This is a genomic window from Pedobacter terrae (assembly GCF_036946585.1).
Classification (GTDB): Bacteria; Bacteroidota; Bacteroidia; order Sphingobacteriales; family Sphingobacteriaceae; genus Pedobacter; species Pedobacter terrae_C.
The window spans coordinates 421340-447985 of sequence record NZ_JAQIIV010000001.1 but is presented as its reverse complement, the minus strand read 5'-3'; the positions used below and the strand labels follow the sequence as shown (position 1 = coordinate 447985).

Genomic DNA, 26646 nt, shown 5'->3' with positions numbered 1-26646 from the left:
ACGATCAAGAATAAATATGATAAACCGCGAAACGATAGATAAGATAATGGATACCGCCCGTATTGAGGAGGTAGTTGGGGATTTTGTGCACTTAAAAAAACGCGGAACTAGTTTAATTGGTAACTGTCCTTTCCATGGCGAAAAAACACCTTCCTTTCACGTATCTGTAACCAAAGGTATTTACAAATGTTTTGGCTGCGGTAAAGGGGGCGATTCGGTGCGCTTTATTATGGATCATGAAAAATATTCATATCCCGAAGCACTTAAGTTTTTAGCCAATAAATACAACATCGAGGTAGAGGAGACCGAACTTTCTCCGGAGGCTGCTGAAGCCCAGAGCGCCAAAGAAAGCCTATACATTGTATCGCAGTATGCTGCTACATTTTTCGTAAAACAGCTTTGGGAGACAGACGAGGGTAGAGGCATAGGCTTAAGCTATTTTAAAGAGCGTGGTTTTAGGGAAGATATCCTCAAAAAATTCGAGGTTGGTTATTCTCCCGACGTTTGGGATGCAATGACGCAAAGCGCAACCCATGCAGGTCATAAACTAGAGTTTTTAGAAGCCACCGGCTTATCAATCAAAAATGATAATGGAAAAATTTACGACCGTTTCCGCGGACGTGTGATGTTTCCCATCCACAACTTTACAGGTCGGATTATTGGTTTTGGAGGCAGAATGCTAAAAACAGATAAAAATGTACCTAAATACGTCAATTCCCCTGAGAGCGAAATTTACCATAAGTCGAATGTGCTTTATGGTTTATTCCATGCCAAAAAGGCCATCCGCGATTTAGATAACTGCTACCTGGCCGAAGGTTATGCCGATGTGCTTTCGGTACATCAGGCCGGTATAGAAAATGTGGTAGCTTCTTCGGGTACCTCTTTAACGGTAGAGCAAATTAAACTGATCGGGCGTTTTACCCAAAATATCACTATTCTTTTTGATGGTGATGCTGCCGGAATTAAAGCTTCGCTACGTGGTTTAGATATGATTTTGGAAGAAGGTCTGAACGTGAAGATTGTTTCCTTTCCTGATGGGCATGATCCTGATTCTTATATGCATCACGTGGGTGCAGGTGCATTTAAAACCTACCTGGAGCAAAATAGAAAAGACTTTATTCTGTACAAAGCAAATGTGCTGCTTAATGATGCCGGTAACGATCCGATCAAGCGTGCAGGTGTTATCCGGGATATTGTAGAAAGTATCGCTAAAATTCCAGATCCGATTAAGGCTTCGGTTTTTATCCGGGAAAGTAGCAGTCTGCTCGAAATCGAAGAACATATTTTGTTAAGTGAACTTAATAAAATGCGTTCGGCAAAACTTAAAAAGAGCTTTGAGGGTAATCAGCGGGCAACTCCTTCAGCAAATCCGAAATCTTATACATCAGGTCCACCAGAACTGCTTGGTCCACCTGATGATTTATGGGATGATAGCGTAGGACCATCAGAACAAACGGCTGTTGATGAAGATGAACCTCAGGAACAAGAAATTCTACGTCTTCTGTTAGCTTTCGGACACTTACAAGTCAATTGGGATCAAAATGAAGATTTATATATCGGTTCTTTTATATTGCAAAATCTCACAGATATTGTATTTAAATTAAGTTTACACGATAAAATTATCAAGCATTATTGGGAAAAAGCTGAAAAGGGCTATTTGCCAACCGAAAGAGATTTTATTCAAAATAGTGACAGAGATATCGCTGATTTAACAATAACATTATCTACAAGCAAATATCAGTTAAGTGAAAACTGGCTTAATAAGCATCTTATTTATGTAAAGGATGAAACTATGGACCTGAAAAAAACCATTTTGGGAGGGATATATCATCTTAAAAGGAATAAAATACAAGCAATCAAAAAAGGCATTCTTCTGGAATTAAAAGTAGAAAAGGATGTTTCTAATCAAGAGGATATTATGGTCAGGTATTCAAATGTGAAAAGGGTAGAAAAGATTATTGCAGATCATATTGGTGCAATAATTATTGAATAAATATTTAATTAAAGTATCTAATATCCGTTCGTCACCCTGAATTTATTTCAGGGTCTTTAGCAGGGAAAGATGCTGAAATGAATTCAGCATGACGATCGACTTAAATAATTAAACAAAAAAATGGTTATTATCGCGAAGATATTAGCAAAAATCCAGTCTGATCACATATGGCACTCCACAATGATTTAGGTAAAGAAGGCGAAAAAATTGCGAAGCAATATCTGGAAGATAAAGGATATGAGGTTTTAGATGAAAACTGGACACATGGTAAGGCCGAAGTTGATTTAATAGTGTATAAAAACGGCATCATGGTTTTTGTTGAAGTTAAGTCCCGAAGCTCCATTGCTTTTGGCGAACCAGAGGAATTTGTGCAAAAATCCAAACAAATTCAGATGGAATTGGCGGCTAATGCCTATATTGAAATCATGAATCATCAAAATGATATCCGTTTTGATATTATTGCAATTACCTTTACAAAAAATAAGAGTTATAATTTAAACCATATAGAAGATGCGTTTTGGCCTGAAGATTAAGCATATTAAAAATTTCATATTTGTTGGAACTGCACTTGCATTTATAACTGCATGCAAAGAAGGTGCGACTACAACCTACCGCAACTTTGTTTCTCCATTAACTGGTCTTAATGTTCCATCGGGTAATGAATTTGATGTTAAAGTGCAGTTTGGGGCTGATCAGAAAGTAGATTCAGTAGTGTATTTGATCGACACGATCAAGGTTGTTTCAAAGACCGATACTTTGGGACTTAAACTTAAAACAGACGGTCTGAAACTGGGTAATCACCTATTGACTGCTAAAATATTTGGTGAAGGAAAATCAGAAGATATCACTTCAAATATAAATATATTAGCCGCACAGGCGCCTGCTGAATATACTTATAAGGTGATCAAAAGCCTTCCTCATGATACTGCTTCATATGTAGAGGGTTTAGAATACCATGACGGCTTCTTTTACGAAAGTGCTGGCGATTATGGTCACTCAAGCTTACGTAAGGTAGATCCTGCTACAGGAAAAATTCTTCAGCAAACAGATTTAGATAAACAGTATTTTGGCGAGGGTATGACTGTAATTGGAAATAAGATTATCCAGCTAACGTATCGTGAAAAAGTAGGTTTTGTTTATGATAAAGCTACTTTCAAAAAATTATCGGAATTTTCTTATACCACAGGAAGAGAAGGCTGGGGTTTGGCTTTTGATGGAGAGAAGGTGTTGAATACCGATGGTTCAAACACAATCTTTTTTTTGAATAAGGATACTTATCAAAAAATTGGTTCGATCGATGTGTTTGATAACAAGGGCCCGATCCAAAATCTGAATGAACTTGAAGTTATTGATGGTAAAATTTATGCAAATGTATACACCACAAATGAAATCATGATCATTAACCCTGAAACAGGAGCCGTTGAAAGCAAGGTTGATTTATCAGGACTGTTGCCAGCCGATTATTTCAAGACAGAAGATGAAAAAGCCAATAATGTATTAAACGGAATTGCTTATGATAAGGCGGGCAAAAGGCTTTTTGTAACGGGTAAAAAATGGCCACACATCTTTCAGATTGAATTGATGAAGAAATAAATGCGATCGTCCTTGCGAGGAGGCTGAGAGCCTCCTCGCAAGGACGATATTTGGCACTTAATTGTAATTGTTAATCCTTTTTCTTTGGCTCGTCTAAATAGCCATTAAAAATAATGGGTTGTTTATTCATGCTACTGGCCGTTAACGAAGCATAACCATTGGTTGAAATATTGATCGTGAACCGATAATTTTCTCTTGTCACATCCTTTGTTTCAATTTGAATGGTGTACATTCCTTTTTTATTCTTTGATTCCTTGTATGTGAAATTTTTCGAAGTAAATTTAATTCCACCTTGTGTAGGATCCATTGGAGCAGAAAAAGATCTTCCAAAATAAGGTAGATAGGCAACAATACTGTCTTGGGTAACTTTTACATCATATTGGGATCCGGTTAGGTTTATCGAAGAACCGGCCATGCTTCCAGGCATCCTTGCCATTATCCTGTTGATATCGTTGTTAGCCATTGGTGTGGCTGTGTTGGCCACGAAAGTATAATTTTTGTTTGCTACAATTTTTAAAGTGGTTTCTTTATCGGTTTGGGCAAAAGATTGAAACCCGAGCGAAAGAAATGCAAGGCTTAATATTAAATTTAAACGTTTCATAATGTGTGTTTTAAATGTGTAACAATTTAAAGATGCACAGATTTGGAAGATTCCATAATAGTGCCAAAAAACGGAACGTAACGTACGTTAAATGGTTTTTGTTTTTTTACTAGGGATTTACTTTTCCGAATAACTGGATTTGTATGCTGAATTATTTTTTTCCGCTTCAGAAGCACCCATGGCAGTGAATTTATAGGTGCCTGCAGACAGGTTATTTAGTTCTATTTCTCCATTTTCGTTTGTGATTAAAGTGATTAACTTTCCTCCCGGATTTTTACCGCCTTTAATAACTATTCCGCCTATTGCTGATCCTGCTACCCGCGATTTGGGATTTGTGAAAGGAACCAAAATGATAAATTTATAATTCCCGGCGTTGTCATTATTAAATTCTATTTCTCCATTTCGATTTGTCACCAAATTAATAGCATTGCCTCCAGGGGTAGTTTCTGCTTTTACCACTATACCGCCAATAGGTTGCCCGGCCATAAAACTTACCTCTCCTGTAATTACATCCAGCTTGCCTTTAATGGATTTCATGATGCAGGGGAAATGGGATTCCGGGTAATTGAGTTTACAATAATCACAATAATGCGCGTCAGATACCTGCGTCTTTAGTTGTTTCGTATTTGTTTCTCTGGTTACTGTTGATGTAGAAGTTCTTTTAACTTGAGCCAAAATAGTTAATGAGATAAATAGCAGAACGATGGCTAAAGCAGCTCCTTTTTTCATAAAATTTGATTAGACAAAGTAAAATTAATCAAAAAATATGGCTCTTTCTAGCGTTAGCTTGTTTTGGAGTTGCTGCTAATTATTTCTTTTTTGATGCTTTGGCGAGCGGGTTAAAATCAAGGGCTAGTTTAACCCAAAAATCGATCTCATCATTTCTGACTAAAACATCTTCTGATACCGAAACATACCCCCGCATAGGCCTGTCACCCATTACCATTTGATGCCAACCATCTTTATGCGATAAGTTTTCTAAAACATTTGGATCGAGTCTTACCATCATGCTGTTCTTAGAAATCCCAAGGCACATTTTGCCATTCACCATAAATACCAATCCTGAAAACATCAGTTTCTCTTCTACATCAGGTATATGCATGAGCCTTTCGGCCACGCGGAGGGCAAGGGTTTCATTGTATTTCATGGCTTAATTATTGAGTATGTTTAGCTGTACCATATTTAATACCAGTATTGCGAAAGTATTTTCTGATCATATCATATTTTTCTGTGCAAAATTCTCCTGTTTTCATTTGCTCCGAGCTTTCTTCCCTTCGATGACATTCAAAGCAAATTTCTATATATTCTGCTATTAATCCGTCCTCCTTTAAAAATACAATCGCATTTCTGGGGTTGTAGCATCTGTAACCTTCATCTGCTGGTAAAAGCAGATTTTTATACGGCTTGGTAGAAGTATACCCAAAATTATATAATACATTGGTGAGTTGATCCACTTCCAAGGCTGATAAGATCTTTTTCTCTTTCAATCTCATTGAGTCTAATTTTTTATTCCTTTTCAATAATGCCTTATAAATTTCTTTTTTATCCGGGGAGTTGATTGGTGCTTTAGAAGTGTTGGTATAAATGATGTCTGCACTTGGCTCTGGTAATTCAAACGAGATTAACATAATCTTTTTATACTGGTTAAAAGGAAAGAACTTTAATCGTTCTATAGGAGAATATTTATTCCGGTACAAACAGGCCATACGTTTTTCTAAAACTGCATAGTCTGCCGCAGATGGTGGCATTATTGGAGGTGATATTTCAAACTTTTTTTCTTTTGGGCGAAAGCTGTAACACATAACAAACAAAATATAAGGGTTAATTTGAGTTTTTGCATAATTATGGTTTATGCTTAAAATTAATGTTTAAAAGATGTTGAACAAAATAATTTTCTTACTATCTCTATTTCAGTAAATTTGCAACATGTTGTTAAACTGCTATCAGGAAGAATTATTAGAGGCTGGGTGTGATGAAGCGGGAAGAGGCTGCCTTGCCGGGCCTGTTTTTGCAGCGGCAGTAATATTGCCCAAAGGTTTCGTACTTGAGGGACTAAACGATTCCAAACAGCTGTCTCACGAGCAAAGGGCGTTGTTAAGGCCAGTTATTGAACAGGAGGCTCTGGCTTGGGCAGTGGCCTCTTGCGACCATGAAGAAATTGATCGCATTAATATTTTAAATGCATCATTTTTAGCTATGCATAGGGCCATTGAGAAATTGCAAACACCGCCACAATACCTGGTGATTGATGGGAACCGTTTTAAAACCTACCCTCAGATTCCACATAGCTGTATTATTAAAGGTGATGGTAAATACCTCAACATTGCTGCGGCTTCCATACTGGCCAAAACACACCGCGATGAATATATGACCAATCTGCATGTGGGTTATCCTCATTACAATTGGCAGCAAAATAAAGGTTATCCAACAATTGCGCACCGTAAAGCCGTACTCGAAATCGGCTTATCACCTTTTCACCGCAAAACATTTAATGTGAGCGCACCTCAGTTAGAACTGTTTTCAAAAAACATCTAAAATTTCGTATTTTCACCACATCGTGAAAATTCTGTTGATTACTAAGCGGGTTCCCTTTCCGCCAAATAGTGGTTATCCGATTGTGGTATATAACACCATAAAAGGTTTGCTGCAACTTGGTGCAGATATTACATTGTTTAGCCTGAACCCAATAAGAGGTCGTGTAGATATTGAAGATATTTATGACCCTATTTTTGAACAGATTAAATATTATACCTACGATTTAGATACAGATGTAAATATATGGTCGGCATTTTTCAATATTTTCACCAACGAATCGTATAATGTTTCCCGGTATTATAGTGAGGATGCAGCGCGTCAACTGGAAAACCTCTTACGCGAAAATGCGTTTGATATCATCCAGTTCGAAGGTCTATTTGTGGTACCCTATCTGGATGTGGTTAAAGCAAATAGTAATGCTAAGTTGATTTACCGGGCGCATAACATCGAGTTTACGTTATGGGAACGTCTTTCGCATTTAGAGAAGTTTTTGATTAGGCGCAAATACCTAGCTTTCCTGGCCCAACGGCTTAAAGCTTATGAAACGGATCAGATTAACCGCTTTCACCACATTTTTGCCATTTCCGAACCCGATCGCCAAAGTATATTAAGGTTTGGTTGCGAAATTCCGATGTCGGTTTTTCCAGTGGCCATTGATTTAGAAAAATATAAGGTAGATAAAGCTAAAACCAGTTTTCCCACGCTATTTCATTTGGGGGCAATGGATTGGCGGCCTAATCAGGAAGGATTGGAGTGGTTTTTAGACGATATTTGGCCAGATATTGAAAAGTTAAATAAAGATCTCCGGTTTTATATCGCAGGGAAAAACATGCAGAAACATTTTTTCGAATACGATTCTGAGAACCTGATCGTGGAAGGTGAAGTATTCGATGCCGTGGAGTTTATGAATTCCAAAGCCATTATGATTGTACCATTGATTTCTGGTACTGGAATGCGGGTGAAGATTATTGAAGGCATGGCGATGAAAAAATGCATCATTGCTACAACCACTGCAGCTGAGGGAATTAATTATAAGCATGGACATGATATTTTAATTGCTGATTCTGCAGATGAGTTTTACCGTTCGATCTTGCAATGTGTGATCAATCCTAAACGCTGGGTAGAAATTGGAGAGAATGCACGTAAAACAGTCGAAAATGATCATGCTGTTCAGTTAATCTCCAGTAAAATGTTAAAGATTTATGAGGAATTGGTGAGTGCTTAAATTCCTTTTAGTAGATGCTGAAACAAGTTCAACATGACGCATGAATAGAAAATCAGTTAAAAAAGCCACTTAAAATTAACCGCAAAATTTTGTCTTTTTCTTAGTAGTTTTGCCCCGCGAAGAAAAAGAATAAAATCGCCATAACTGGGATTTAAACTGTATCGCTTCATTATTCATAAAAAATAAAATTTACGGATGAAAAATACCGCATTAACAGAAAAACACATCGCTTTAGGCGCTAAAATGGTTCCATTTGCAGGTTACAATATGCCTGTTACTTACGAAGGTATTAATGCCGAACATGCAACTGTTCGTAATGGAGTAGGTGTTTTTGATGTGAGTCACATGGGTGAATTTATTCTTAAAGGCGAAAAGGCGTTAGACTTGATTCAAAGCGTGACCAGTAACGATGCTGCTAAGTTATATAATGGAAAAGTGCAGTACTCTTGTTTGCCAAATCAAGATGGTGGTATTGTTGATGACCTTTTGGTTTATAAAATAGATGATAAAACCTATATGTTGGTGGTAAATGCCTCAAACATTGAGAAAGATTGGAACTGGATACAACAATTTAATACAGAAGGGGTAGAAATGCACAATATTTCTGATCAAACATCTCTTTTAGCCATTCAGGGACCAAAGGCAGCTGATGCTTTACAAAGCTTAACGGAGGTTGATCTGGCTTCAATGGAGTATTATACTTTCGTAAAAGGCTCTTTTGCTGGTGTTGATAATGTGGTGATTTCTGCAACAGGTTATACCGGTGCAGGCGGTTTTGAGATTTATTTCGAAAACCAATATGCTGATCAGATCTGGGATGCCATTTTTGAAGCTGGTGAGCCATATAATATTAAGCCAATTGGTTTAGGGGCACGAGATACTTTACGTTTAGAAATGGGCTTCTGTTTATACGGAAATGATATTGATGATACAACTTCGCCTATTGAAGCCGGTTTAGGTTGGATTACTAAATTTTCTAAATCGTTTACCAATTCAGAAGCGCTGTTAGCGCAAAAAGAAGCGGGTATTCAAAAGAAATTAGTAGGTTTTGAAATGATCGATCGTGGTATTCCACGCCATGATTATGAAATTGCTGATGCCGACGGAGATATTATTGGTAAGGTAACTTCTGGTACCCAGGCACCTTCTTTGCAAAAAGCAATCGGGATGGGCTATGTTGCAAAAGACTTTTCTAAAGAAGGAACTGAAGTTTTTATTTTAATCCGCAATACGCCAATCAAAGCTAAAGTGGTTAAGTTTCCTTTTTATAAATAATTAAAGAGTATCGAGTATTTGGTAGCAAGTATTAGGATGAATTTGTCTTGCTACTGAATACTCACTACTTGATACTTTAATACTCCTGAAATGTCGAAAAAAATAGAAGTTTGTTTAACGCCAGCCTTGATTGATTTATACGATATCGAGCAGAGCATCGTGGTAGTGATCGATATTTTGAGAGCTACTTCATCTATTACCTATGGGATAGATAATGGTGCTGAAGCGATTATTCCTGTAGCTCAGGTTGAAGATTGTTTGAACTATCGCGACAGCGGATTTTTATTGGCAGCAGAACGAAATGGAGAGGTTGTAGCAGGTTATGATTTCGGCAACTCACCATTCTCTTATACCCACGAAAAGGTAAATGGAAAAACGGTTGTTCTAACCACTACAAACGGCACCAAGGCTTTACATTTGGCACAGAAAAGGGCTCATCAGGTTGTAATCGGGTCTTTCTTAAATTTAGATTCGCTTTGTAATTATTTGAAAAGTCAGGATAAAAATGTGCTTTTGCTTTGTGCAGGCTGGAAAGATCAGTTTAATTTAGAGGATACCCTTTTTGCAGGGTCAGTGGTTACTAATCTCCGTCAAAATTTCGAGCATTTCGATGATTCCAGTGTGGCAGCAGAAGATCTGTATAATTTGGCTAAGGAAGATTTAAGGAAATATCTTCACAAATCATCACATAGCCATCGCTTAGCACAGCTGAATATAGAAGAAGATGTTGTTTTTTGTTTACAGCTAAACCTGTGCAAAACAATTCCGGTGTTGGAGGGTGAACGATTGGTAGCCTTAAAAAATTAAATTCTCTGTAGTATACTTATTGTTCGCGATAAAATCGCGATTCTCCCCATCCCCGTTGCAAACGGAGGACGATAGACTTTTCAGAAAAAAAATATTATGTAAGTCAATTTCTTATTTTGTAATTAATTCAGAAATGGTTGGGCTGTTTTTAATCGTAATTAGGGCTTCTTCGTGCGCCAGCCAGTAAATATCTTCTGCCCGTTTCATGTCGAATGTACTAATGGCTCCCAAGCCTTTGGGTTCGATCAATACATTGCAAAATTTAGCTTTTCTTTCCATATCATGGTTGATAGACATAATACCTGCACGGCCCATTAGATTGGTAATGCCTGTAATTTTATCAACTGGTTTGAGGTGGTTACAGGATGAGCCTATAATGAAATCGCAGTCGCCCATTAAAGGTTCAACAGGGAAATTATTTAAAATGCCTCCATCCACATACATCTGACCATCGATCATAATAGGTTTAAAAATGCCAGGTATACAGCTTGAGGCATGAATGGCTCTGATGAGTGGTCCTTTTGTAAAGTAAACCAGCCTGCCCTCGCTAAAATTTACGGCAGCGATGGTTAAAGGTATTTTTAGCTTTTCGATGGAATCTTCAGGAAAATATTCTTTTAAGATTAAAGCAGTATTTTCAATATTAATTAAACCTAGCGAACCTACTGCCGGACGCACGAAACGCCAAAGCTTTGTTTTAAGGAAAATACTTAAGCCTTCTTCGGGATCTATGCCGGCAGCAAAAAAGGCTCCGGCAATGGCTCCTGCACTTGTGCCGCTAATGTGGCTAAAGGTAATGCCTAAATTACTAAAGGCCTTTAAAACACCTAAATGTGCTATTCCCCTAATGCCTCCGCCTGATAATACAATGCCAACTTTCATTTTTTTGGGTTAATTGTTTGAACTGGTTAATCGGCTAACTGATACTGCTAACTGAAAACTATTTCTGTTGTTTCGGTTTATACTTTGATTGATTTAAAATTTTCTGCGCATCATTCTCTGCCATTAATTGCTGCAAAGTAATCTCGGGATGCGTTTTCATATATTTTTTAACCATCTGCCAACCTATCCATACGCCCAATTTTGGTGCCGATTCTCTATTTTCGCCTAAACCTGGCGTAAAAGGTCCTTCTGATAAAAAAACCTGGATTTTTTGATAGTCGGTTTCATACAGATAATTGTTCTCTAAAAAATATGCCCAGATATCTCCTTCAAAATTTTGTGCCCAATCAATTTGCTGTTGGGTATACCCTATTTTGGTAGAATCGCCTACTTTTTCGGGCAAAACCTGGTCTAGAAAGTATAAAATCTTTCCTTGGAAAATCATTTTAGCTAATAAAGTTCTATTATCATCTGGCTCTGCAAAAAGTTCTTCATGTGCATAGGTTTCGGCTACACGGGGCACAAGATATTCTGGTGTAAATCTTCTGGAAAGATATAAGGGAACACTTTGCACAATCGCCCTGTAGAATTTGCTGTCTTTGCCCAAAAACATGTCTAGACCAATGCCCAGATAGTTATCGCCCACGGGCATTTGATAAGCAAAACCTGAAACAAAGGAGATAAAATTCGGAATCTTTGCTTTTGGATAATAGTATTTAATGTATTTAAAAGTTTCGTTTAAACCCTCTTCCTGTGCTTTTAAATTTGGAAAAACACTATCCACTTCTTTACTTAAATCAATGTAGGCCTGATCCTGGTATAAATTGCCCAACGATTCGGTGTTGGAATATTTGCTGTCTAAAATGCGATGAATAAAATCGTCATAAAACACCCCATACTTTGACGCGAGTTGTTTATCCACATCAATTATATTTTTGTTTTTTCCATTAAAAAGTTCTTGATCAAATCTTTCAATTTTGATGTTTACCTCAATATTACTTACATCAGGTCGGTTGCTACGTTTGCAGGAAATAAATATGATGGCAAAAAGAAAAATTAGATAAATTTGCCAGTGTTTTACGTTATACATCATGTATCACAAATATATAAACACCTGTAGCATGAAAAGAATATCGATCATTTTAATTTTATCAGTTTTAAGTTTCAGTGCCTGGGCGCAAAATTTGCCCTTAACCAGTTATGGTTTTAGGTTAGGCTTAACCGCTAGCCCAACGTTTGGTTGGTTTAAACCTGAACAAGGAAAAACAGATGGCGTAGCTTTGGGCTTTTCGTATGGATTGATTGGTGATTTTAATTTCGCTCCCAATTACAGTTTTTCTACCGCTCTAACCATTACATCTATTAATGGTAAAAGTACAGAGGCTAATGTTTTGCCTTATTATACAGCAAGTGGCAGTACAACTCCTAAAGCTTACGATTTAAAATACAAATTACAATATATAGAATTGCCGCTAACCGTCAAGCTTAAAACCGTAAAAAGTGATGGGAAACGCTGGTATGGTCAATTTGGATTATCTAATTCAATCAATATCAGTGCAAAACAAAATGCGGTTACAGGTGGCATGGTTGTTGGCGATAATTTAAATGTATCTGATCACATCAAACTTTACCGTGCCGGATTAATTATTGGCGGAGGCGGCGAATTTGATATTTCGGGCAATACCAGTATCATGGCCGGATTAACTTTTAATAATGGTTTTACTAATATTGTAACGGACAAAGCCAGAGATGTTAGAAATCACTATTTAGCACTTAATTTTGGTGTATTCTTTTAATCTGGATGTCTGTCTTGATACACACTACTCAATACTCACTCCTTGATACATTAAACATGAAAATAGCATTAGCACAACTTAATTACCACATAGGGAACTTTGAGTCCAACACTAAAAAAATAATTGAAAATATTCAATTGGCAAAAGATAAAGGTGCTGATCTTATTGTTTTTGCCGAATTGGCTATCTGTGGTTATCCGCCGAGAGATTTTTTGGAGTTTGATGACTTTATTGCGTTGTGCGAAAGTGCGGCTCAGGAAATAGCAAAATACTGTACAGATATTGCCTGCATTGTTGGCTTGCCTATTAAAAATGAAATATTACAGGGAAAAGACCTTTATAATGCAGCTTATTTTATTGAGGAAGGAAAAATTAAGGCAGTTGTTAAAAAAGCATTATTGCCAACTTACGATGTGTTTGATGAATACCGCTATTTCGAACCGGCCACACAATTCAGCTGTATTGATTTTAAAGGTAAAAAAATTGCCTTGACCATTTGTGAAGATTTATGGAATATTAATGATAATCCATTGTATATCTCAAATCCTATGGATGAGCTGATTAAAGAGCAGCCCGATGTAATGATTAACATCGCGGCATCACCTTTCTCTTATACCCATGATGATGAACGTATTAAAGTATTGGCTGACAATGCAAAAAAATATCACCTGCCAGTATTTTATGTAAATCAGGTTGGTGCGCAGACCGAGATCATTTTCGATGGTGGTTCTTTGGTTTTCGATGCTGATGGAGCCATGAAAGCAGAAATGAAATATTTCGAAGAAGATCTTCAGGTATTTGATCTGGAAGAGGTTGAAAACGTCCGCAATAAGTATCCGCAATCGGAAAGATTAACGGATATTGAACAAATTCATGATGCGCTGGTTTTGGGGATAAAAGATTATTTTACGAAATCTGGTTTTAGTAAAGCGGTTTTAGGTTTATCTGGCGGAATTGATTCGGCAGTGGTTTGTGCCCTGGCCTGCCGAGCGTTGGGGCCTGAGAATGTAATGTCCGTTTTAATGCCGTCCAAATTTTCATCAGATCACTCTGTTCAAGATGCTTTAGATCTGGTTAATAATATTGGTTGTATGCACGAAATTGTGCCCATTAAAGATGTTACGGAAGCTTTTGATCACATATTAGCTCCAGCTTTTAAAGGTTTGCCTTTTAACCTGACAGAAGAAAATATCCAGGCTAGGATCCGCGGCATCATTAACATGGCGATGAGCAATAAATTTGGCTATATTTTATTGAATACCTCTAACAAAAGTGAATGTGCGGTAGGTTATGGTACCCTCTATGGCGATATGTGCGGTGCAATTGGCGTGATTGGTGATGTATATAAATTGCAGGTTTTTGAGCTGGCGAAGTACATCAATAAGGAGCGCGAGATTATACCAGTGAATACTATTGTTAAACCACCATCAGCAGAATTAAGACCTGATCAAAAAGATTCTGATTCTTTGCCTGAATATGAAATCTTAGATAAAATATTATACCAGCATATTGAAAAGAAACAAGGCTCAAAAGCCATTATCGCTCAGGGCTTTGATGAGGCATTGGTTTTACGTATTCTAAAGATGGTCAATATTGCTGAGTTTAAACGCTACCAAACACCACCTATTTTAAGGGTGTCGCCCAAAGCCTTTGGCATGGGAAGAAGAATGCCGATTGTAGGGAAATATATGGCTTAGGCTTTTAAGGCTGTAATGTTGAATGGTTTAAAAGTTGGGAGGTAATTGTTGGGATTGCTAGATTGCTCTGTTATTTTTGGCTATTATTAAATGAAAAGAGAAAACTGTTTATTTGTTAGTTAATCGCTTGATTATTTAAACTTTGAATTGTAGATAAGTCGTCATCTCGACTGAAGCGCAGTGGAATGCCCGCCTGTGCGGACAGGCCTGCCCGTACAGGCGGGGAGAGATCTGTTATAGATTTCTCGACTGCGTTGCACTCCGCTCGAAATGACGATCTATTATCGGTTTACCATTACATTTTAAGCTAAAGTAGCGTCAACTGTAATGGTTGTATTTAATAATTTAGAGATCGGGCAGTTTTTCTCAGCATCTGCTACCAGCTCGTCAAATTTTTCCTGCGTTAAGTCGGGCACAGAAGCTGTTAAAGTTAAATGTGATTCTACAATTTCACCTTTTGATGGATCCAAATTGATTTCACATTTCGTTTCCAACTTATCGGCAGTAAATCCTGCTTCAGTTAAGTTAGCAGATAGTTTCATGGTAAAGCAGCCTGCGTGTGCTGCAGCAATCAGCTCTTCAGGATTTGTACCAACACCATCTGCAAATCGAGTATTGAAAGAATATTGAGTATTATTTAAAGTAGTGCTTTGTGTAGTGATGTTACCACTACCTTCTTTGATAGAACCTTGCCATACGGCTGTTGCATTTCTTTTCATGATCGGATTTTATTTTTAGATTGTTTAACACTTAAAGATAAAAATATGTTTGTGTAATGCTGCCGATTCTTTGTCAAGAAATTATTGTGCTAAAAATTATTTCCTGATCTTTTTAAGTTAAGTATTTTAAAAAAAGCGAAGATGTTTCTTTGAAACAGCTTCGCTTTATTACGATCTTTTGAGGTTATTTATCTGATTTTGTTATTATAAAGGATACAATACTGCAGTTGCCTGTTTATCTTTCGTAGATAAAACAGTAGCACCACTTCCGCATTGTCCGCCGTTCATTAGCGATTGTGCATCTGTTCCGCCAACACCAGGAACATTCGTTGTGGTAGATTGGTTCGTGTGCTTAAATGAAATGGTATGACCAAACTCGTGTGTGATGGTTCTGGTACGCTGTGCAAAAGAATTGTTTTGGATAAGGGCCTGATTAATCCAAACAGTATTCCCCGCTTTACCATTTGATGTGGACAGATATGCTTGTCCACAAGTAGAACTTCCGATTGTATTATCCACTTTAATCAGGATATCATATACCGTTCCCGTAGTGATTACAAATTTTAGTTTAGAATTTGGTACAGTATTCCATTGGTTAATAGCAGAATTGATTTCGCTGGTCATACTCGTTATCGAGGGATCAATTTTTACGCGGATATTCGCGCTGTTGGTTACGATATAACCGTTGTAATATTGTTCTGTTATTGCTTTCCCGTAATCAGCCGGAACTTCCATTTTCTTGCTAAATACAATATCGCCATCTACCACATAATTATCGCCGCTTTCTACAATCTGTGCATCTGTAAATCCGAGATTTTTAATGTAAGCCAGCACTTTTTGATTTTGATTAGTCTGGATTTCCTGGTCAGCAGGAACATCATTTTTTTTCGAACACGAAAGGATAACTGTTGATAGCAAGGCTACCATGGCAGTTTTTTTTAATAAGTTTTTCATTGTTTAGGTTTTTAGTTAGATCGTAATTAAGTTTTACATCACTAAATATAGTCATAAAAATACAATTATGTATTTTTATGACTATTATTTTGTAGTCTTAATTAGTTAGTTCAAATCTAACCTGCTATCCTAACTTATTTCCTGTTTTAATTGATTATTTCTAATGGACTGTAAAATTAATATGCCTACACCGATCATAATTGAAATATCAGCAAAATTAAACACACCTGTTTGGAAGAGGTATAAGTCCATGTGCATAAAATCGGTAACTGATCCATGTACTATCCGATCATATAGATTACCAATGCCGCCACCAATCAGAAAACACAACGCGATTTGCATGGTCATGGTTAAATTACGTTTGGCGAATAGGAAATACAAGCCGTAGGCTAAAAATAATAAGGGTAAGCCTGTTAAAACAATGACCCTGAAAATATAGGGCATGTTATCACCCAGGCTCAAAAATGCGCCAGTGTTTTCTACTTTCGTTAGGGTGAAACGGTCTTTTATAATACTGATATTCTCGTAATTACTGATTTCATTACGTACAATTCTTTTAGAAATCTGGTCGCAGCCGAAGTTTAAGGTTAACAATAAGAGCAATACCGACCAGCGGAGGTTTTCTATTTTTTGCATATTTTATCTAATAATATCGGCATCCACGGGTGTGTAGCCTAAGTGCCTGCTTAACGACATGATTTGCCCCTTGTGATGAAACTCATGGGTAGCAACATGAGTAAATAACTGTAATGGATTTACGGTTAAAATCGCGTCGTTTCTGTTCAATACCATTTCCTGCAGCTCTTTCCCTTTAAATTTTTCGGTAAATAAGCCTATATATTCATCCACTTGTTTAAAATAAGTTTGGCAGTCTTGTAAGGTTTGGTACCTTTCGAAAGGTAAAAACTCCTGTTCAATGCCTAATGCCCTTTCGCCAATCCACGCGCAATAGGTCTGGCAAATATGAACCAACAAATTTCTGATGGAACCTCTACCGAACGAACTGTTATCGGTCAAAAAATCATTTTCTGAAATGCCCCCAATATAATTTAAAAGGGTATTCCTGGATGATAAAATGAAATCGTATTGTTGTTTAAGCATGGCCCGGTTTCCTGATCCATTTTTTAAAAGGAATAATCAAAGCTAAAAGAATGGCGGTAATACTTAATATTTTTGCAATAACATCACCGCTTTTTACATAAAAGGTAATTTCGTCATTCAGATTGATATTGGCCTTCAGTGCAGTTCTGGTCCACCATTTGGTTTTTTGTATGACGTCACCACGTTGGTTAATAAAGCAGGAAATTCCGGTATTGGCTGAACGCGCAACATCCCGATGGGTTTCAATGGCTCTCAGTTTGGCATACATCATGTGCTGATCTTTTCCCGAAGTATTTCCCCACCAGCCGTCGTTTGTAATAACAGCAATAAACTGTGCCCCATCTTTAACCTGTTCACCGATCCAATCGCCCCATAAACTTTCATAACAAACCACAGGCGCAACCCCAATGCCACTTTGAGCATAAAGCACACTTGGCTTATCTTGCCAGCCCCATCCGCCAACAGTTCCGCCTAACTGCGCAAAAACACCATCTAAAAAGGAAAATACTTTTGGGAAAGGCATTTTTTCTACCCCTGGAACTAATTTGGATTTATGGTAAAACTGAACATTGGCAGAATTTTCTACCTGCATAGCGGTATTAAAATTATCAAAATAAATACCCCGTTGGTTATCAAACTTTGAGGTTATTGTTCTCTTATCCTGGTAAATTTTAATGCTTTCTATACCGGTGATCAATGTTCCGTTTTTATACTTTGATAAAAAGCTTTGCAGGGTGATGAAATCATTATTGCTTCTGATCCGATCTTCATCTGCGTAATTTGGAACGGCGGTTTCCGGCCAGATAAAGTACTCTGTATTAGTTTGACCGATAGAATCTGATAGGTGTGTCAATATACTAATCTGTTCGGCTGGGGAAATATTATCTAATTTTTGATAAGGGTCGATATTGGGTTGAACCACCACCACATTACTTGGTGTACCCTTTTGTTCTGCTGTAAAGTATTTGGTTAATGAAATGCTGATGGGAATAATGACTATCAAAGCCCAAATCCCTGCTGTTCTAAACCTTAAGTAACCTGTTTGTGATTTAAATTTCTGATACGCTTCGAAAGCCAGGATATTGCTCACTAAAATCCAAAGTGAACCACCATAAATACCAGTATAATCATACCATTGAGCCAGCTGGTGCATTCCTGCTAAGCCATTACCCAAGGTCATCCAGGGGAAGGCTAAATCCCATGTTTGCTGCAAATATTCTAAGGCAATATAAAATGAAATCAGACCTAGATAAGCGATCTTTTTATTTACATACTTACCTAATCTATAGTATAACCAAAAAGCAAAGGTCATTAATGAAGCGCCTAGGCCGAAAGGGATCAAAGAAACAGGAAGCGCCACTGCTGTGCCGTTGTAAGCGCTTATTGCATTGTATACCCAATAAATTGATGCCGTATTCCAAACTAAAAAAGTTAAACCTGCCGTTAGGAAAATGCTTTTGCCCTGTTTTTTTTCTGAATTGGATGAAATAGAATTGAGCGCAATAAACAAAGGCACCAAACTGATCAATAATAAAGGTGTAGTAAAAGGCATTGGCGGCCAGGACAGCCAAAGTAAAAATGCACTTAAGAGGGCGAGGAGGTAGGTTTGTTTAGATTTCATTACTAAGCTGTAAAATCGTCATGCTGAATTTATTTTACAAGTAGCACTAGTATTGTCAATTGCCTTGTAGCTACTACGTGGTCAGCATCTTAAATGCTGTTTTCTTTTAAGGATTTCAACTAGAGAAGCATTTATTCAAGTGTAAAGAATAAATCATGCCAATTAGGATTTAATTCATTTATTAAGTTTATTTCTATGCCCCCTTTTCCAGTTCTTTAACTGTTTTTCTCTTATTATCGCTTCTTCAATGGCGTCAAATTGTTTAAAAAACACCAACAGATTGCAATTATATTTTGCAGAAAATGAATTAGGATGATATTTATCTTTATGTTCTTTAATTCTGAAATACAATTCTGATGTCACACCAATATAAAGAACCGTATGTTTAAAATTGGTTAATATATAAACACATCCGCCTCTTTCCATCCTTATCAATCAATTAAGACCCTGAAATAAATTCAGGGTGACGGATTTCGTCTACATACTATCTAAAATATTTGCTTTTTTGGCTTCATATTCTTCCTGAGTAATCAAGTGTTTATCATATAATGTTTTAAGCTTGCGTAATTTTAATGTGGTTTCATCTTCCGGCTCTTCTACCACTTCAGCTATTTGGATAACAGGTTGTACCGGCTCTGGAGCTGGTTCGTAAGCTGGTATTTCGGCAAGCGGCTGGGCGTTTAAATTAATGGGAGAGGCCGTTGCACGGTTTTCTTCCAGTTTTTGCTGGCGCAGCAATTCCTTATATTCTTCTAATTGCTGGTTTGCAGCCTGGTGTAACTTACGTGCCTGTACTTTTGGAATAAACTCGGTTACAATATTTTCGCCATGTTGTGGTACACAGATAAATTTAGAACCAAAAAATTCTTCTTTAAAAGAAACCTCTTTAATGCTTTTCCATGAAATATCTTTAAAATTCATCGTTAAGCCCAGATTGCCTGGTTCACAATAAAAAATGCGCTTATTTGAAATGGCAATGCTATCTGGTAATAAGTTTACCGCTGGTTTTTTCTGTACGGCTAAATATAAAAGTTCTTCGCCTGTGGTTAAAAGGTCGTTTAATTTTCCAATAACTTTTTCAACCGCTTTTGGGTCTTGCTCGTCACTAAGAAATCTATCTATACTCATCATAATATTTTTAAAATGTGGTGCTAGTTATGTTTTTGATGCTACTCTTCGGCATCTTCATATTTGTTTTTGCTTTTAACAGGGGGCTTACCCGCTATGCAAATTACAAATTCTCCTTTTAAAGTGTTGTTTTCAAAGTGTGATTTTATTTCAAGCAAAGTTCCACGAACAGTTTCTTCGAACATCTTCGTGAGCTCTCTACTTACCGATGCCTGCCTATCTGCACCTAAATACTGTGCAAATTCTTCCAAGGTTTTTAATAAACGGTGCGGGCTTTCGTAAAGTATAATGGTACGCTCTTCTTCGGCCAATTTTTTAAATTTGGTCTGCCTGCCTTTTTTAACTGGCAAAAAACCTTCAAAACAAAATGCATCAGCAGGTAAGCCCGAATTAACCAATGCAGGTACAAAAGCTGTTGCGCCAGGTAAACATTCTACCGCAATATCATTTTTTAGGGCTTCGCGTACGAGGAAAAAACCCGGATCTGAAATAGCAGGTGTTCCGGCGTCAGATATGAGGGCAATTTTTTGTCCTTCGTTTAAAAACCTAATAATTTCTGACGTGGCCTTGTGCTCATTGTGCTGATGGTGTGAGAAAACTCTTTTGTCAATCCCAAAATGTTTGAGCATCGGGGCACTGGTGCGGGTATCCTCTGCCAGGATCAGATCGCATTCTTTTAATATACGGATTGCCCTAAAGGTCATATCCTCCAAATTGCCTATGGGCGTTGGTACGAGAAAGAGTTTGCCATCCATATTTTTTTATGTGTCCGTCATTGCGAGAAGGAACGACGAAGCAATCTTTTTGTGGAGAGATTGCCGCACTGCGTTCGCAATGACGACTTAATTATTATCTTTGCTTAAAAAATTAAATAATGCTGCAAGTTAACTATATCCGCGAAAATAGAGAGAAAGTTTTAGAACGTTTAAGTATCCGTAATTTTAAACAACCAGAATTGGTAGATGAAATCATTAAAATTGATGAAGACCGCCGTTCTACCCAAACTTCCCTGGATAATATTTCTGCTGAAGCTAATGCAGCCGCCAAACAGATTGGCGATTTAATGCGTACCGGTAAAAAAGAAGAAGCCGAAGCCATTAAGGCACAAACAGCTTCTCACAAAGAAAATATCAAAAGCCTGAGTGATCAATTGAATGAGTTAGAAGCTGCTCAGCACAATTTGATTGTTCAGTTGCCTAATTTACCCTATCATTTGGTAAAACCAGGATCTACTGCGGAAGAAAACGAGGTTGTTTTAACGCATGGTGAACCTGCCCAGTTACCAAGCAAAGCTTTACCGCATTGGGAGCTTGCTGCGAAATATGATATCATCGATTTTGAGTTGGGCGTAAAGATTACCGGTGCAGGTTTTCCGGTTTATAAAGGAAAAGGAGCGAAGTTACAGCGCGCACTGATCAATTTCTTTTTAGATCACGCTACTGCTGCAGGTTATAAAGAAATGCAGGTGCCTCATTTGGTTAATGCGGCTTCAGGTTTTGGGACTGGCCAGTTACCTGATAAGGAAGGACAGATGTATCATTCAACTATTGATGATTTGTATTTAATCCCAACAGCAGAAGTACCGGTAACCAATTTATACCGTGATGTAATTGTTAAGGAAGAAGATCTCCCAATTAAAAACACAGCTTATACGCCTTGTTTCCGAAGGGAAGCAGGTTCATACGGAGCCCATGTGCGTGGTTTAAACCGCTTACACCAGTTTGATAAAGTGGAAGTTGTTCAGATTACCCATCCGGATAAATCATATGAAACTTTAGAAGAAATGAGCCAATATGTGCAATCTTTATTGAAAGAACTGGGATTACATTATCGCGTATTGCGCTTATGTGGTGGTGATATGGGCTTTACTTCTGCTATGACTTACGATATGGAGGTATGGAGTGCTGCCCAGGAGCGTTGGTTGGAAGTTTCTTCTGTTTCAAACTTCGAAACCTACCAGAGTAACCGTTTGAAACTACGTTTTAAAGGAAAAGAGGGCAAGGCACAGCTTGCGCACTCTTTAAATGGAAGCGCATTGGCCTTACCGCGTATCGTGGCTTCGATTTTAGAGAATTATCAAACTGAGAATGGAATTAAAATTCCGGAAGCTTTGGTGAAATATACGGGGTTTGATATGATTGATTAAGGTTCGATAAATCGTCAGCAGTGGCGATAGTCCTAATAAAAAAAGCTTTGCATTGATGCAAAGCTTTTTGTTTTTATAGATAGATGTGTTTTTTGCAATTATAAAATCAGAATCAATAATAAAATAATGATAATGATTGCACCAACGGAAAGGTAAACGCCACCAGAAATAGCACGAGCCTGACCTTTTAATTCTTTTAACTCGCTACGTAAAGCTTTACGTTCTGCTCTTGTTAAGTTAGATTTGTCCATGTCTCTGATTTCTTCAACACGGGTTTTGATTCTTTCCAGTTTCACCGCTTGTTCTGCAGATAATTCTGTTGGGTTTTTCGCAGGTTTATCAGCTGCCTGAGCTGAATTAAAACTAATGCCTAAAGAGAAAACCAGCGCTAGCGTGTAAATGAATTTTTTCATAATATTTAATTTTTTAGTGTTCAATCTTTATGTAACAAAAAACCTACCAAAATGTTCTTGGTAGGTTTTAAAAGCATTAATTTAATTATTAAAATTATTTGATCTCGAAAATCGCATTTACTGTAAAATTCAGTTTAATTTTTTTAAAATCAATCTCAGGTGCGCTGGAAGCATCAGCCATTTCAGCTTTCATCGCATAATTTCTGTAAACTGGCTGCATTACATTATCTCCGCCATCTTGTATTTCGATCACACTACCTAATTTATTACCTAGTGCTTCAACCATATATGCTGCTTTCTCTTTTGCGGCTAATAAAGCTTTAACTTTAAGCTCTTTTTTTAAGCTTTCGATTTTAGAATAATCGTAGCTTTCGATATTTGTATTGGCAATTCCTTTGGCATCTATAGATTCCAGTATAGCATTGAATTTGTTCAGATCGTTAACTTTTAAACGATATTGTTTGCTGGCCAAGAAATCGGGATTTTTCTTTTTTTCCGTTTCATAATTCCAGCTGCTTAAGTTGCTGATAGTTAAATTTTCTTTTGCAATACCTGCTTTTTGTATAGCGGCATACAATTGTTTTTCCAATGTTGTGATGTCTACTTTTTTCTTTCCGTTCAGGTATTCTTTAAGCGAAATGCCAATGTAAATGATATCGGGGGTAACTTCTGTTTCTGCTGTGCCGCTTACGCTAATTTTTCTGCGTAAATCTACTTGTTGAGCCATCGCTGACGATAAACCTAAAAATGCAACCAGTGCTAGTGCTATTAACTTTTTCATAATTTGTAGTGTTTTTAATGGTTATAAAGCTTGCATAAGCTTTTTGTAATTAGCTTTTGTTGCTTATGCAGGTTTCATAACCTAATTTCTTTGTGTGTACTGTAATGATGTAAATCATATGCAAATTCCACACCGAGATTTTATTTTTTTTATCGCATAAACGATTATCACGAATTAAAGGCTACAATTTTTCCTTTTAATAATCCTATCTGATTTATTTACAGTATGATAAATTATTCCGTGGTTGGTGAGGAAAAATTAGCTAGCAGGCATTCTTGGATTAATAAATTTCAGAATAATTTAGATGTCCTGTTCTTAGTAAGCTAAATTCCTTCAAAATTAAGTTGCACTTCCTGGGGAGAATACCAGATGAAAAAAATATGCGCAAGGTTTTATGCTTAAATAGACGGAATTATAAAATGGTTATAAAACCTGGCGCAGCAGAGCTTTCTGCAGAATTTTAATCATGTTTTGCAATCGGGAATTGCAAAAAGAATTTGGTTGTGGTAGTTAAACCTTTGATACTTTAACTGCTGTTGGTCCTTTTTGACCCATTTCTACTTCAAACGTAACTTTATCACCTTCCTTAATCTGGGTGATTAAACCGTTTGCGTGAACGAAAATACTGTCTTGTGTTTCAGTGTTTTTAATAAAACCGTAGCCTTTACTGTCGTTGAAGAAAGTAACTGTTCCTTTTTTAACAGGATTTTCATCAACAATGTCCTCTTGTCTTGAAATACCGATCTGAATATCTTCTGTATTAATAACTTTCTTTTTCTTCGGATCTGGCGGTGTAGAAGAGATGTTTCCGTTTTCATCAACGTAAGCCATCATATCTTCAAGCGATAAACCTTTTTTGGCATTAGCCTGACGCTCTTCTTTTTTCTCTTGTTTGTCTTTTTGTTTTTTTAATCGTTTTTTTTCGTTCTCTTTTTTACTGTATGTTGCCTGAGATTTAGCCATATTTTATTTAATTGTTTTGTTTTTTGAAAGGTGAGTGGAATGGAGAATTACACAAAGATAACAATACTTAAGCATAAACACGATTTTATTCGGTGATGCTGTTATCATTAGGGTAAAACAGATAATTAGGCAACATGTTTGCCAGAAAAAGAGCGCATTTTCAATATTTTTTAGATTTCTCCAATGCGTTGTATTCCCCCTCGAAAGGACGGCAACTCAAGACTATTAACCTCTGTGCAATTGTTTCCAATTTTTAATCACATATGAAAAGGACGAGCACAATAAGGAAAATAAAATCTGTGTTTATCTGTGAAAATCTGTAGTTCATTTTTATGATGCCCGGTTTCGCCATTTATCTTTAACCAATTGGTATACAAAATTCCATTTTAAAGGTTCACCATAATAGGCAACTTCTAATTCAGCGATTTTAACAGCGCCTAATTTTTCAATTGCTTTTTGCGAACGGAAATTTGTAGCACCAATATGTAAAATTACTTGATCTACAAATTGAAAAGCATGATTAAACATTAAGGTTTTTAAAGCCTTATTATGTCCCTTACCCCAAAACTCACGCGCAACAAAGGTATAGCCAACCGCAACTGAAGAGTGACTTTCATCCAGATCGTAGTACCTGGAACTGCCCACAACTTTATTAGTTCCATTTTCGTAAACGATAAATGCACCCTTTGATGCTATTGCACCTTTAAAGAAGTTTTCGAATACCGCTCTTTTATAACGGTCTTTATTGGGATGTTGCTCCCAAATTAAAGGATCGGAAGCTACTGCAAAGAGGCTATCAAAATCTTCTGCTTTTAAGGGAACTACAGTAATCAAATCGTTTACCAACGTCGGCTGTAAATCGAAATTCATATGACTCGGACATAAAGACGGCTGGTTTTAAGGCCAGCCGTTTGTGATTAAATTATGATGTAGACCATGAAACAAGTTCAGGGTGACGGATAAACTAGTTTACTAAACCTTCAATTTCTACTACTTCCTGGGCGTCTTTTTGATAATCAACCTGATCAATTTCAAAACCAAATAAGCTTAAAAAATCAGATCTGTAGCCGGGTAAATCGCCTATTGCAGGTAAGGTTTCAGTTGTAGCCTCTTCCCAAAGTTTGGCTACTTTAGCCTGGATATCCTCACGCATTTCCCAATCATCGATTCTGATTCTTCCTTTTTCATCAACAGGAACAGGGTTGCTGGTGTATAATCGATCGGCATATAAACGTTGGATCTGCTCAATTGTACCTTCATGAACACCTTCTGCTTTCATCACTTTGTAAAGCAATGAAATATATAACGGAATTACCGGGATGGCAGAACTTGCCTGAGTTACCAATGCTTTGTTAACTGATACATAAGCTTTGCCATCAATATCTTTTAATTTATCAGCTATTTTAAACGCCGTTGCTTCTAAATCATCTTTAGCTCTTCCAATGGTTCCTTTGCGGTATACCGGTTCGGTTAATGCCGGGCCGATATACGAATAAGCTACTGTGGTAGCCCCCTCGGCAAGTAGATTCTCTGCTTTTAAAGCATCCATCCACATGTCCCAATCCTCGCCGCCCATTACCGCAACGGTATTGGCAATATCTTCTTCAGTAGCTGGCTCAATGGATATTTCGCTCACATTACCTGTATGGAAATCGACAGTTTTATTGGTATAGGTACCACCTATAGGTTTTAAGGTAGAGCGGTGCAATACCTCGGTATCAGGGTGTTTCCTTACCGGAGAAGCCAGGCTATAGATGACAAGATCGACCTGGCCAAGGTCAGCTTTGATCAGTTCAATGGTTTTTTCTTTAATTTCCTTAGAGAATGCATCGCCATTTATACTTTTAGCATATAAACCTGCAGCATGGGCTTCTTTTTCGAAGGCAGCAGTGTTATACCAGCCTGGTGATGCCGTTTTCCCTTCGGAAGGTGCTTTTTCAAAAAATACGCCAATGGTAGAAGCGCCAGAGCCATAAGCAGCAGTAATGCGTGAAGCTAAACCAAAACCTGTTGATGCGCCAATCACCAATACTTTTTTAGGACCGTTTATAGCACCTTTAGATTTTACATATTCAATTTGATTCTTTACGTTTCGCGCGCAGCCATCAGGATGTGCAGTTAAACAGATAAAGCCCCTCATTCTAGGTTCAATAATCATTTTTGTTCTTTTTTACGTTTTGTAATGTTAAAATAAGCACAATTTTAAGGTGATGGAAAATGCCTTAATGTCCAAATCTTTAACGAAGATATATTTTTAATTCTTTAACCTTAAATGAAATTTGTTTTTAACCGCAAAGTGGACAATGGTTTTTCGCAGCGCGCGCAAAGTTGAAGGTATGGTTCGGGCAATTAAACCTCTGACCTCCGTCTCCGCACCTCTGACTTTTTTTAACCGCAAAGTGGGCAAAGGTTTTCG

At 37.3% G+C, this 26646-nt stretch carries 29 protein-coding genes; 10 read left to right on the top strand and 19 right to left on the bottom strand.

From position 1 onward, the window contains the following. The first annotated feature begins 16 nt into the window (after window positions 1–16). From dnaG to PGN18_RS01890, 3 genes are all read left to right on the top strand, one after another. Window positions 17–1993 carry a DNA primase gene (gene dnaG / locus PGN18_RS01900; RefSeq protein WP_335317678.1) on the top strand — a complete coding sequence of 659 codons (1977 nt, stop codon included), beginning with the start codon at window positions 17–19 and terminating at the stop codon, window positions 1991–1993. Between the two features lie 167 nt (window positions 1994–2160). After that, a complete protein-coding gene (locus tag PGN18_RS01895) occupies window positions 2161–2526 on the top strand; it encodes a YraN family protein (protein ID WP_335317677.1) in 366 nt (121 codons plus the stop codon). Then, window positions 2504–3586, top strand: a complete 1083-nt coding sequence (locus tag PGN18_RS01890) for a glutaminyl-peptide cyclotransferase (RefSeq protein ID WP_335317676.1) — start codon at window positions 2504–2506, stop codon at window positions 3584–3586. Before PGN18_RS01895 ends, PGN18_RS01890 begins: the two co-directional genes overlap by 23 nt. Before the next feature lie 70 nt (window positions 3587–3656). Here PGN18_RS01890 and PGN18_RS01885 read toward each other — a convergent pair whose 3' ends face one another. The 4 genes from PGN18_RS01885 to PGN18_RS01870 form a co-directional block, all read right to left on the bottom strand. Then, window positions 3657–4187, bottom strand: coding sequence for a DUF4251 domain-containing protein (locus PGN18_RS01885; protein WP_335317675.1), 531 nt, complete (start codon window positions 4185–4187; stop codon window positions 3657–3659). 117 nt (window positions 4188–4304) lie between these two features. Next, on the bottom strand, window positions 4305–4916 hold the full coding sequence (locus PGN18_RS01880) for a hypothetical protein (protein WP_335317674.1): 612 nt from the start codon (window positions 4914–4916) through the stop codon (window positions 4305–4307). Window positions 4917–4995: 79 nt separating this feature from the next. Then, a complete protein-coding gene (locus tag PGN18_RS01875; RefSeq protein ID WP_335317673.1) occupies window positions 4996–5334 on the bottom strand; it encodes a TfoX/Sxy family protein in 339 nt (112 codons plus the stop codon). Between the two features lie 7 nt (window positions 5335–5341). Then, window positions 5342–5989 (bottom strand): hypothetical protein, encoded by a 648-nt coding sequence (locus tag PGN18_RS01870; RefSeq protein ID WP_335317672.1) that lies wholly within the window; start codon window positions 5987–5989, stop codon window positions 5342–5344. A gap of 124 nt (window positions 5990–6113) precedes the next feature. Here PGN18_RS01870 and PGN18_RS01865 point away from each other — a divergent pair, with 124 nt between their 5' ends. From PGN18_RS01865 to PGN18_RS01850, 4 genes are all read left to right on the top strand, one after another. Beyond that, the gene (locus tag PGN18_RS01865) at window positions 6114–6722 is read left to right on the top strand and encodes a ribonuclease HII (RefSeq protein WP_335317671.1); all 609 of its coding nucleotides are present in this window, start codon (window positions 6114–6116) and stop codon (window positions 6720–6722) included. 22 nt (window positions 6723–6744) lie between these two features. Then, the gene (locus PGN18_RS01860; protein ID WP_335317670.1) at window positions 6745–7947 is read left to right on the top strand and encodes a glycosyltransferase family 4 protein; all 1203 of its coding nucleotides are present in this window, start codon (window positions 6745–6747) and stop codon (window positions 7945–7947) included. Between the two features lie 195 nt (window positions 7948–8142). After that, window positions 8143–9222, top strand: coding sequence for a glycine cleavage system aminomethyltransferase GcvT (gene gcvT, locus PGN18_RS01855; RefSeq protein ID WP_335317669.1), 1080 nt, complete (start codon window positions 8143–8145; stop codon window positions 9220–9222). A 90-nt stretch (window positions 9223–9312) separates the two neighbouring features. Next, a complete protein-coding gene (locus PGN18_RS01850; protein WP_335317668.1) occupies window positions 9313–10029 on the top strand; it encodes a 2-phosphosulfolactate phosphatase in 717 nt (238 codons plus the stop codon). A 111-nt stretch (window positions 10030–10140) separates the two neighbouring features. Here PGN18_RS01850 and PGN18_RS01845 read toward each other — a convergent pair whose 3' ends face one another. Together PGN18_RS01845 and gldB are read right to left on the bottom strand one after the other, a co-directional pair. Further along, window positions 10141–10911: a patatin-like phospholipase family protein gene (locus tag PGN18_RS01845; RefSeq protein ID WP_335317667.1), complete on the bottom strand. Its 771-nt coding sequence runs from the start codon at window positions 10909–10911 to the stop codon at window positions 10141–10143. 58 nt (window positions 10912–10969) lie between these two features. Further along, entirely contained in the window at window positions 10970–12004 is a 1035-nt protein-coding gene (gene gldB, locus PGN18_RS01840; RefSeq protein ID WP_335317666.1) for a gliding motility lipoprotein GldB, read from the bottom strand. 28 nt (window positions 12005–12032) lie between these two features. Between gldB and PGN18_RS01835 the strand changes: the two genes are divergently transcribed. Both PGN18_RS01835 and PGN18_RS01830 read left to right on the top strand, forming a co-directional pair. Further along, complete coding sequence (locus PGN18_RS01835) at window positions 12033–12707, top strand: porin family protein (RefSeq protein WP_335317665.1); 675 nt, start codon at window positions 12033–12035, stop codon at window positions 12705–12707. A 56-nt stretch (window positions 12708–12763) separates the two neighbouring features. Then, the gene (locus PGN18_RS01830; protein ID WP_335317664.1) at window positions 12764–14404 is read left to right on the top strand and encodes an NAD+ synthase; all 1641 of its coding nucleotides are present in this window, start codon (window positions 12764–12766) and stop codon (window positions 14402–14404) included. A gap of 302 nt (window positions 14405–14706) precedes the next feature. Here the strand turns inward: PGN18_RS01830 and PGN18_RS01825 are convergent, their stop codons facing one another. From PGN18_RS01825 to rsmI, 8 genes are all read right to left on the bottom strand, one after another. Further along, window positions 14707–15123, bottom strand: a complete 417-nt coding sequence (locus tag PGN18_RS01825) for an OsmC family protein (protein ID WP_090983017.1) — start codon at window positions 15121–15123, stop codon at window positions 14707–14709. Window positions 15124–15327: 204 nt separating this feature from the next. Beyond that, complete coding sequence (locus PGN18_RS01820; RefSeq protein ID WP_335317663.1) at window positions 15328–16077, bottom strand: M57 family metalloprotease; 750 nt, start codon at window positions 16075–16077, stop codon at window positions 15328–15330. A gap of 129 nt (window positions 16078–16206) precedes the next feature. Beyond that, window positions 16207–16713: a signal peptidase II gene (gene lspA, locus PGN18_RS01815; RefSeq protein WP_335317662.1), complete on the bottom strand. Its 507-nt coding sequence runs from the start codon at window positions 16711–16713 to the stop codon at window positions 16207–16209. 3 nt (window positions 16714–16716) lie between these two features. Beyond that, window positions 16717–17178 (bottom strand): DinB family protein, encoded by a 462-nt coding sequence (locus PGN18_RS01810; RefSeq protein ID WP_335317661.1) that lies wholly within the window; start codon window positions 17176–17178, stop codon window positions 16717–16719. Continuing rightward, window positions 17171–18799, bottom strand: coding sequence for an apolipoprotein N-acyltransferase (gene lnt / locus PGN18_RS01805; protein WP_335317660.1), 1629 nt, complete (start codon window positions 18797–18799; stop codon window positions 17171–17173). The genes PGN18_RS01810 and lnt overlap by 8 nt, the downstream gene beginning before the upstream one ends. Window positions 18800–18973: 174 nt before the next feature. Continuing rightward, window positions 18974–19225: a GIY-YIG nuclease family protein gene (locus tag PGN18_RS01800; RefSeq protein ID WP_335317659.1), complete on the bottom strand. Its 252-nt coding sequence runs from the start codon at window positions 19223–19225 to the stop codon at window positions 18974–18976. A gap of 51 nt (window positions 19226–19276) precedes the next feature. Continuing rightward, a complete protein-coding gene (locus PGN18_RS01795; RefSeq protein ID WP_335317658.1) occupies window positions 19277–19930 on the bottom strand; it encodes a PH domain-containing protein in 654 nt (217 codons plus the stop codon). A gap of 38 nt (window positions 19931–19968) precedes the next feature. Then, a complete protein-coding gene (gene rsmI / locus PGN18_RS01790) occupies window positions 19969–20682 on the bottom strand; it encodes a 16S rRNA (cytidine(1402)-2'-O)-methyltransferase (protein WP_335317657.1) in 714 nt (237 codons plus the stop codon). 119 nt (window positions 20683–20801) lie between these two features. On the opposite strand from rsmI, the gene serS reads away from it, so the two are divergent. Then, window positions 20802–22073 carry a serine--tRNA ligase gene (gene serS / locus PGN18_RS01785; RefSeq protein WP_335317656.1) on the top strand — a complete coding sequence of 424 codons (1272 nt, stop codon included), beginning with the start codon at window positions 20802–20804 and terminating at the stop codon, window positions 22071–22073. 98 nt (window positions 22074–22171) lie between these two features. On the opposite strand, the gene PGN18_RS01780 is transcribed toward serS, so the two are convergent. The 5 genes from PGN18_RS01780 to fabV all read right to left on the bottom strand — a co-directional run bounded on the left by PGN18_RS01780 (window position 22172) and on the right by fabV (window position 26388). Next, the gene (locus PGN18_RS01780; RefSeq protein WP_335317655.1) at window positions 22172–22486 is read right to left on the bottom strand and encodes a hypothetical protein; all 315 of its coding nucleotides are present in this window, start codon (window positions 22484–22486) and stop codon (window positions 22172–22174) included. A 94-nt stretch (window positions 22487–22580) separates the two neighbouring features. After that, the gene (locus PGN18_RS01775; protein ID WP_335317654.1) at window positions 22581–23267 is read right to left on the bottom strand and encodes an SIMPL domain-containing protein; all 687 of its coding nucleotides are present in this window, start codon (window positions 23265–23267) and stop codon (window positions 22581–22583) included. 510 nt (window positions 23268–23777) lie between these two features. Next, a complete protein-coding gene (locus PGN18_RS01770) occupies window positions 23778–24230 on the bottom strand; it encodes a cold-shock protein (protein WP_335317653.1) in 453 nt (150 codons plus the stop codon). Between the two features lie 330 nt (window positions 24231–24560). After that, entirely contained in the window at window positions 24561–25100 is a 540-nt protein-coding gene (locus PGN18_RS01765; RefSeq protein WP_335317652.1) for a GNAT family N-acetyltransferase, read from the bottom strand. A gap of 94 nt (window positions 25101–25194) precedes the next feature. After that, complete coding sequence (gene fabV, locus PGN18_RS01760) at window positions 25195–26388, bottom strand: enoyl-ACP reductase FabV (RefSeq protein WP_335317651.1); 1194 nt, start codon at window positions 26386–26388, stop codon at window positions 25195–25197. Window positions 26389–26646 lie beyond the last annotated feature (258 nt).

What these genes read in the sequence shown, in the direction of transcription:
- dnaG (WP_335317678.1), top strand. Translation starts at nt 17, where the DNA reads ATGATAAACCGCGAAACGATAGATAAGATAATGGATACCGCCCGTATT.
- PGN18_RS01895 (WP_335317677.1), top strand. Translation starts at nt 2,161, where the DNA reads ATGGCACTCCACAATGATTTAGGTAAAGAAGGCGAAAAAATTGCGAAG.
- PGN18_RS01890 (WP_335317676.1), top strand. Translation starts at nt 2,504, where the DNA reads ATGCGTTTTGGCCTGAAGATTAAGCATATTAAAAATTTCATATTTGTT.
- PGN18_RS01885 (WP_335317675.1), bottom strand. Translation starts at nt 4,187, where the DNA reads ATGAAACGTTTAAATTTAATATTAAGCCTTGCATTTCTTTCGCTCGGG.
- PGN18_RS01880 (WP_335317674.1), bottom strand. Translation starts at nt 4,916, where the DNA reads ATGAAAAAAGGAGCTGCTTTAGCCATCGTTCTGCTATTTATCTCATTA.
- PGN18_RS01875 (WP_335317673.1), bottom strand. Translation starts at nt 5,334, where the DNA reads ATGAAATACAATGAAACCCTTGCCCTCCGCGTGGCCGAAAGGCTCATG.
- PGN18_RS01870 (WP_335317672.1), bottom strand. Translation starts at nt 5,989, where the DNA reads ATGTGTTACAGCTTTCGCCCAAAAGAAAAAAAGTTTGAAATATCACCT.
- PGN18_RS01865 (WP_335317671.1), top strand. Translation starts at nt 6,114, where the DNA reads ATGTTGTTAAACTGCTATCAGGAAGAATTATTAGAGGCTGGGTGTGAT.
- gcvT (WP_335317669.1), top strand. Translation starts at nt 8,143, where the DNA reads ATGAAAAATACCGCATTAACAGAAAAACACATCGCTTTAGGCGCTAAA.
- PGN18_RS01850 (WP_335317668.1), top strand. Translation starts at nt 9,313, where the DNA reads ATGTCGAAAAAAATAGAAGTTTGTTTAACGCCAGCCTTGATTGATTTA.
- PGN18_RS01845 (WP_335317667.1), bottom strand. Translation starts at nt 10,911, where the DNA reads ATGAAAGTTGGCATTGTATTATCAGGCGGAGGCATTAGGGGAATAGCA.
- gldB (WP_335317666.1), bottom strand. Translation starts at nt 12,004, where the DNA reads ATGATGTATAACGTAAAACACTGGCAAATTTATCTAATTTTTCTTTTT.
- PGN18_RS01835 (WP_335317665.1), top strand. Translation starts at nt 12,033, where the DNA reads ATGAAAAGAATATCGATCATTTTAATTTTATCAGTTTTAAGTTTCAGT.
- PGN18_RS01830 (WP_335317664.1), top strand. Translation starts at nt 12,764, where the DNA reads ATGAAAATAGCATTAGCACAACTTAATTACCACATAGGGAACTTTGAG.
- PGN18_RS01825 (WP_090983017.1), bottom strand. Translation starts at nt 15,123, where the DNA reads ATGAAAAGAAATGCAACAGCCGTATGGCAAGGTTCTATCAAAGAAGGT.
- PGN18_RS01820 (WP_335317663.1), bottom strand. Translation starts at nt 16,077, where the DNA reads ATGAAAAACTTATTAAAAAAAACTGCCATGGTAGCCTTGCTATCAACA.
- lspA (WP_335317662.1), bottom strand. Translation starts at nt 16,713, where the DNA reads ATGCAAAAAATAGAAAACCTCCGCTGGTCGGTATTGCTCTTATTGTTA.
- PGN18_RS01810 (WP_335317661.1), bottom strand. Translation starts at nt 17,178, where the DNA reads ATGCTTAAACAACAATACGATTTCATTTTATCATCCAGGAATACCCTT.
- lnt (WP_335317660.1), bottom strand. Translation starts at nt 18,799, where the DNA reads ATGAAATCTAAACAAACCTACCTCCTCGCCCTCTTAAGTGCATTTTTA.
- PGN18_RS01800 (WP_335317659.1), bottom strand. Translation starts at nt 19,225, where the DNA reads ATGGAAAGAGGCGGATGTGTTTATATATTAACCAATTTTAAACATACG.
- PGN18_RS01795 (WP_335317658.1), bottom strand. Translation starts at nt 19,930, where the DNA reads ATGATGAGTATAGATAGATTTCTTAGTGACGAGCAAGACCCAAAAGCG.
- rsmI (WP_335317657.1), bottom strand. Translation starts at nt 20,682, where the DNA reads ATGGATGGCAAACTCTTTCTCGTACCAACGCCCATAGGCAATTTGGAG.
- serS (WP_335317656.1), top strand. Translation starts at nt 20,802, where the DNA reads ATGCTGCAAGTTAACTATATCCGCGAAAATAGAGAGAAAGTTTTAGAA.
- PGN18_RS01780 (WP_335317655.1), bottom strand. Translation starts at nt 22,486, where the DNA reads ATGAAAAAATTCATTTACACGCTAGCGCTGGTTTTCTCTTTAGGCATT.
- PGN18_RS01775 (WP_335317654.1), bottom strand. Translation starts at nt 23,267, where the DNA reads ATGAAAAAGTTAATAGCACTAGCACTGGTTGCATTTTTAGGTTTATCG.
- PGN18_RS01770 (WP_335317653.1), bottom strand. Translation starts at nt 24,230, where the DNA reads ATGGCTAAATCTCAGGCAACATACAGTAAAAAAGAGAACGAAAAAAAA.
- PGN18_RS01765 (WP_335317652.1), bottom strand. Translation starts at nt 25,100, where the DNA reads ATGAATTTCGATTTACAGCCGACGTTGGTAAACGATTTGATTACTGTA.
- fabV (WP_335317651.1), bottom strand. Translation starts at nt 26,388, where the DNA reads ATGATTATTGAACCTAGAATGAGGGGCTTTATCTGTTTAACTGCACAT.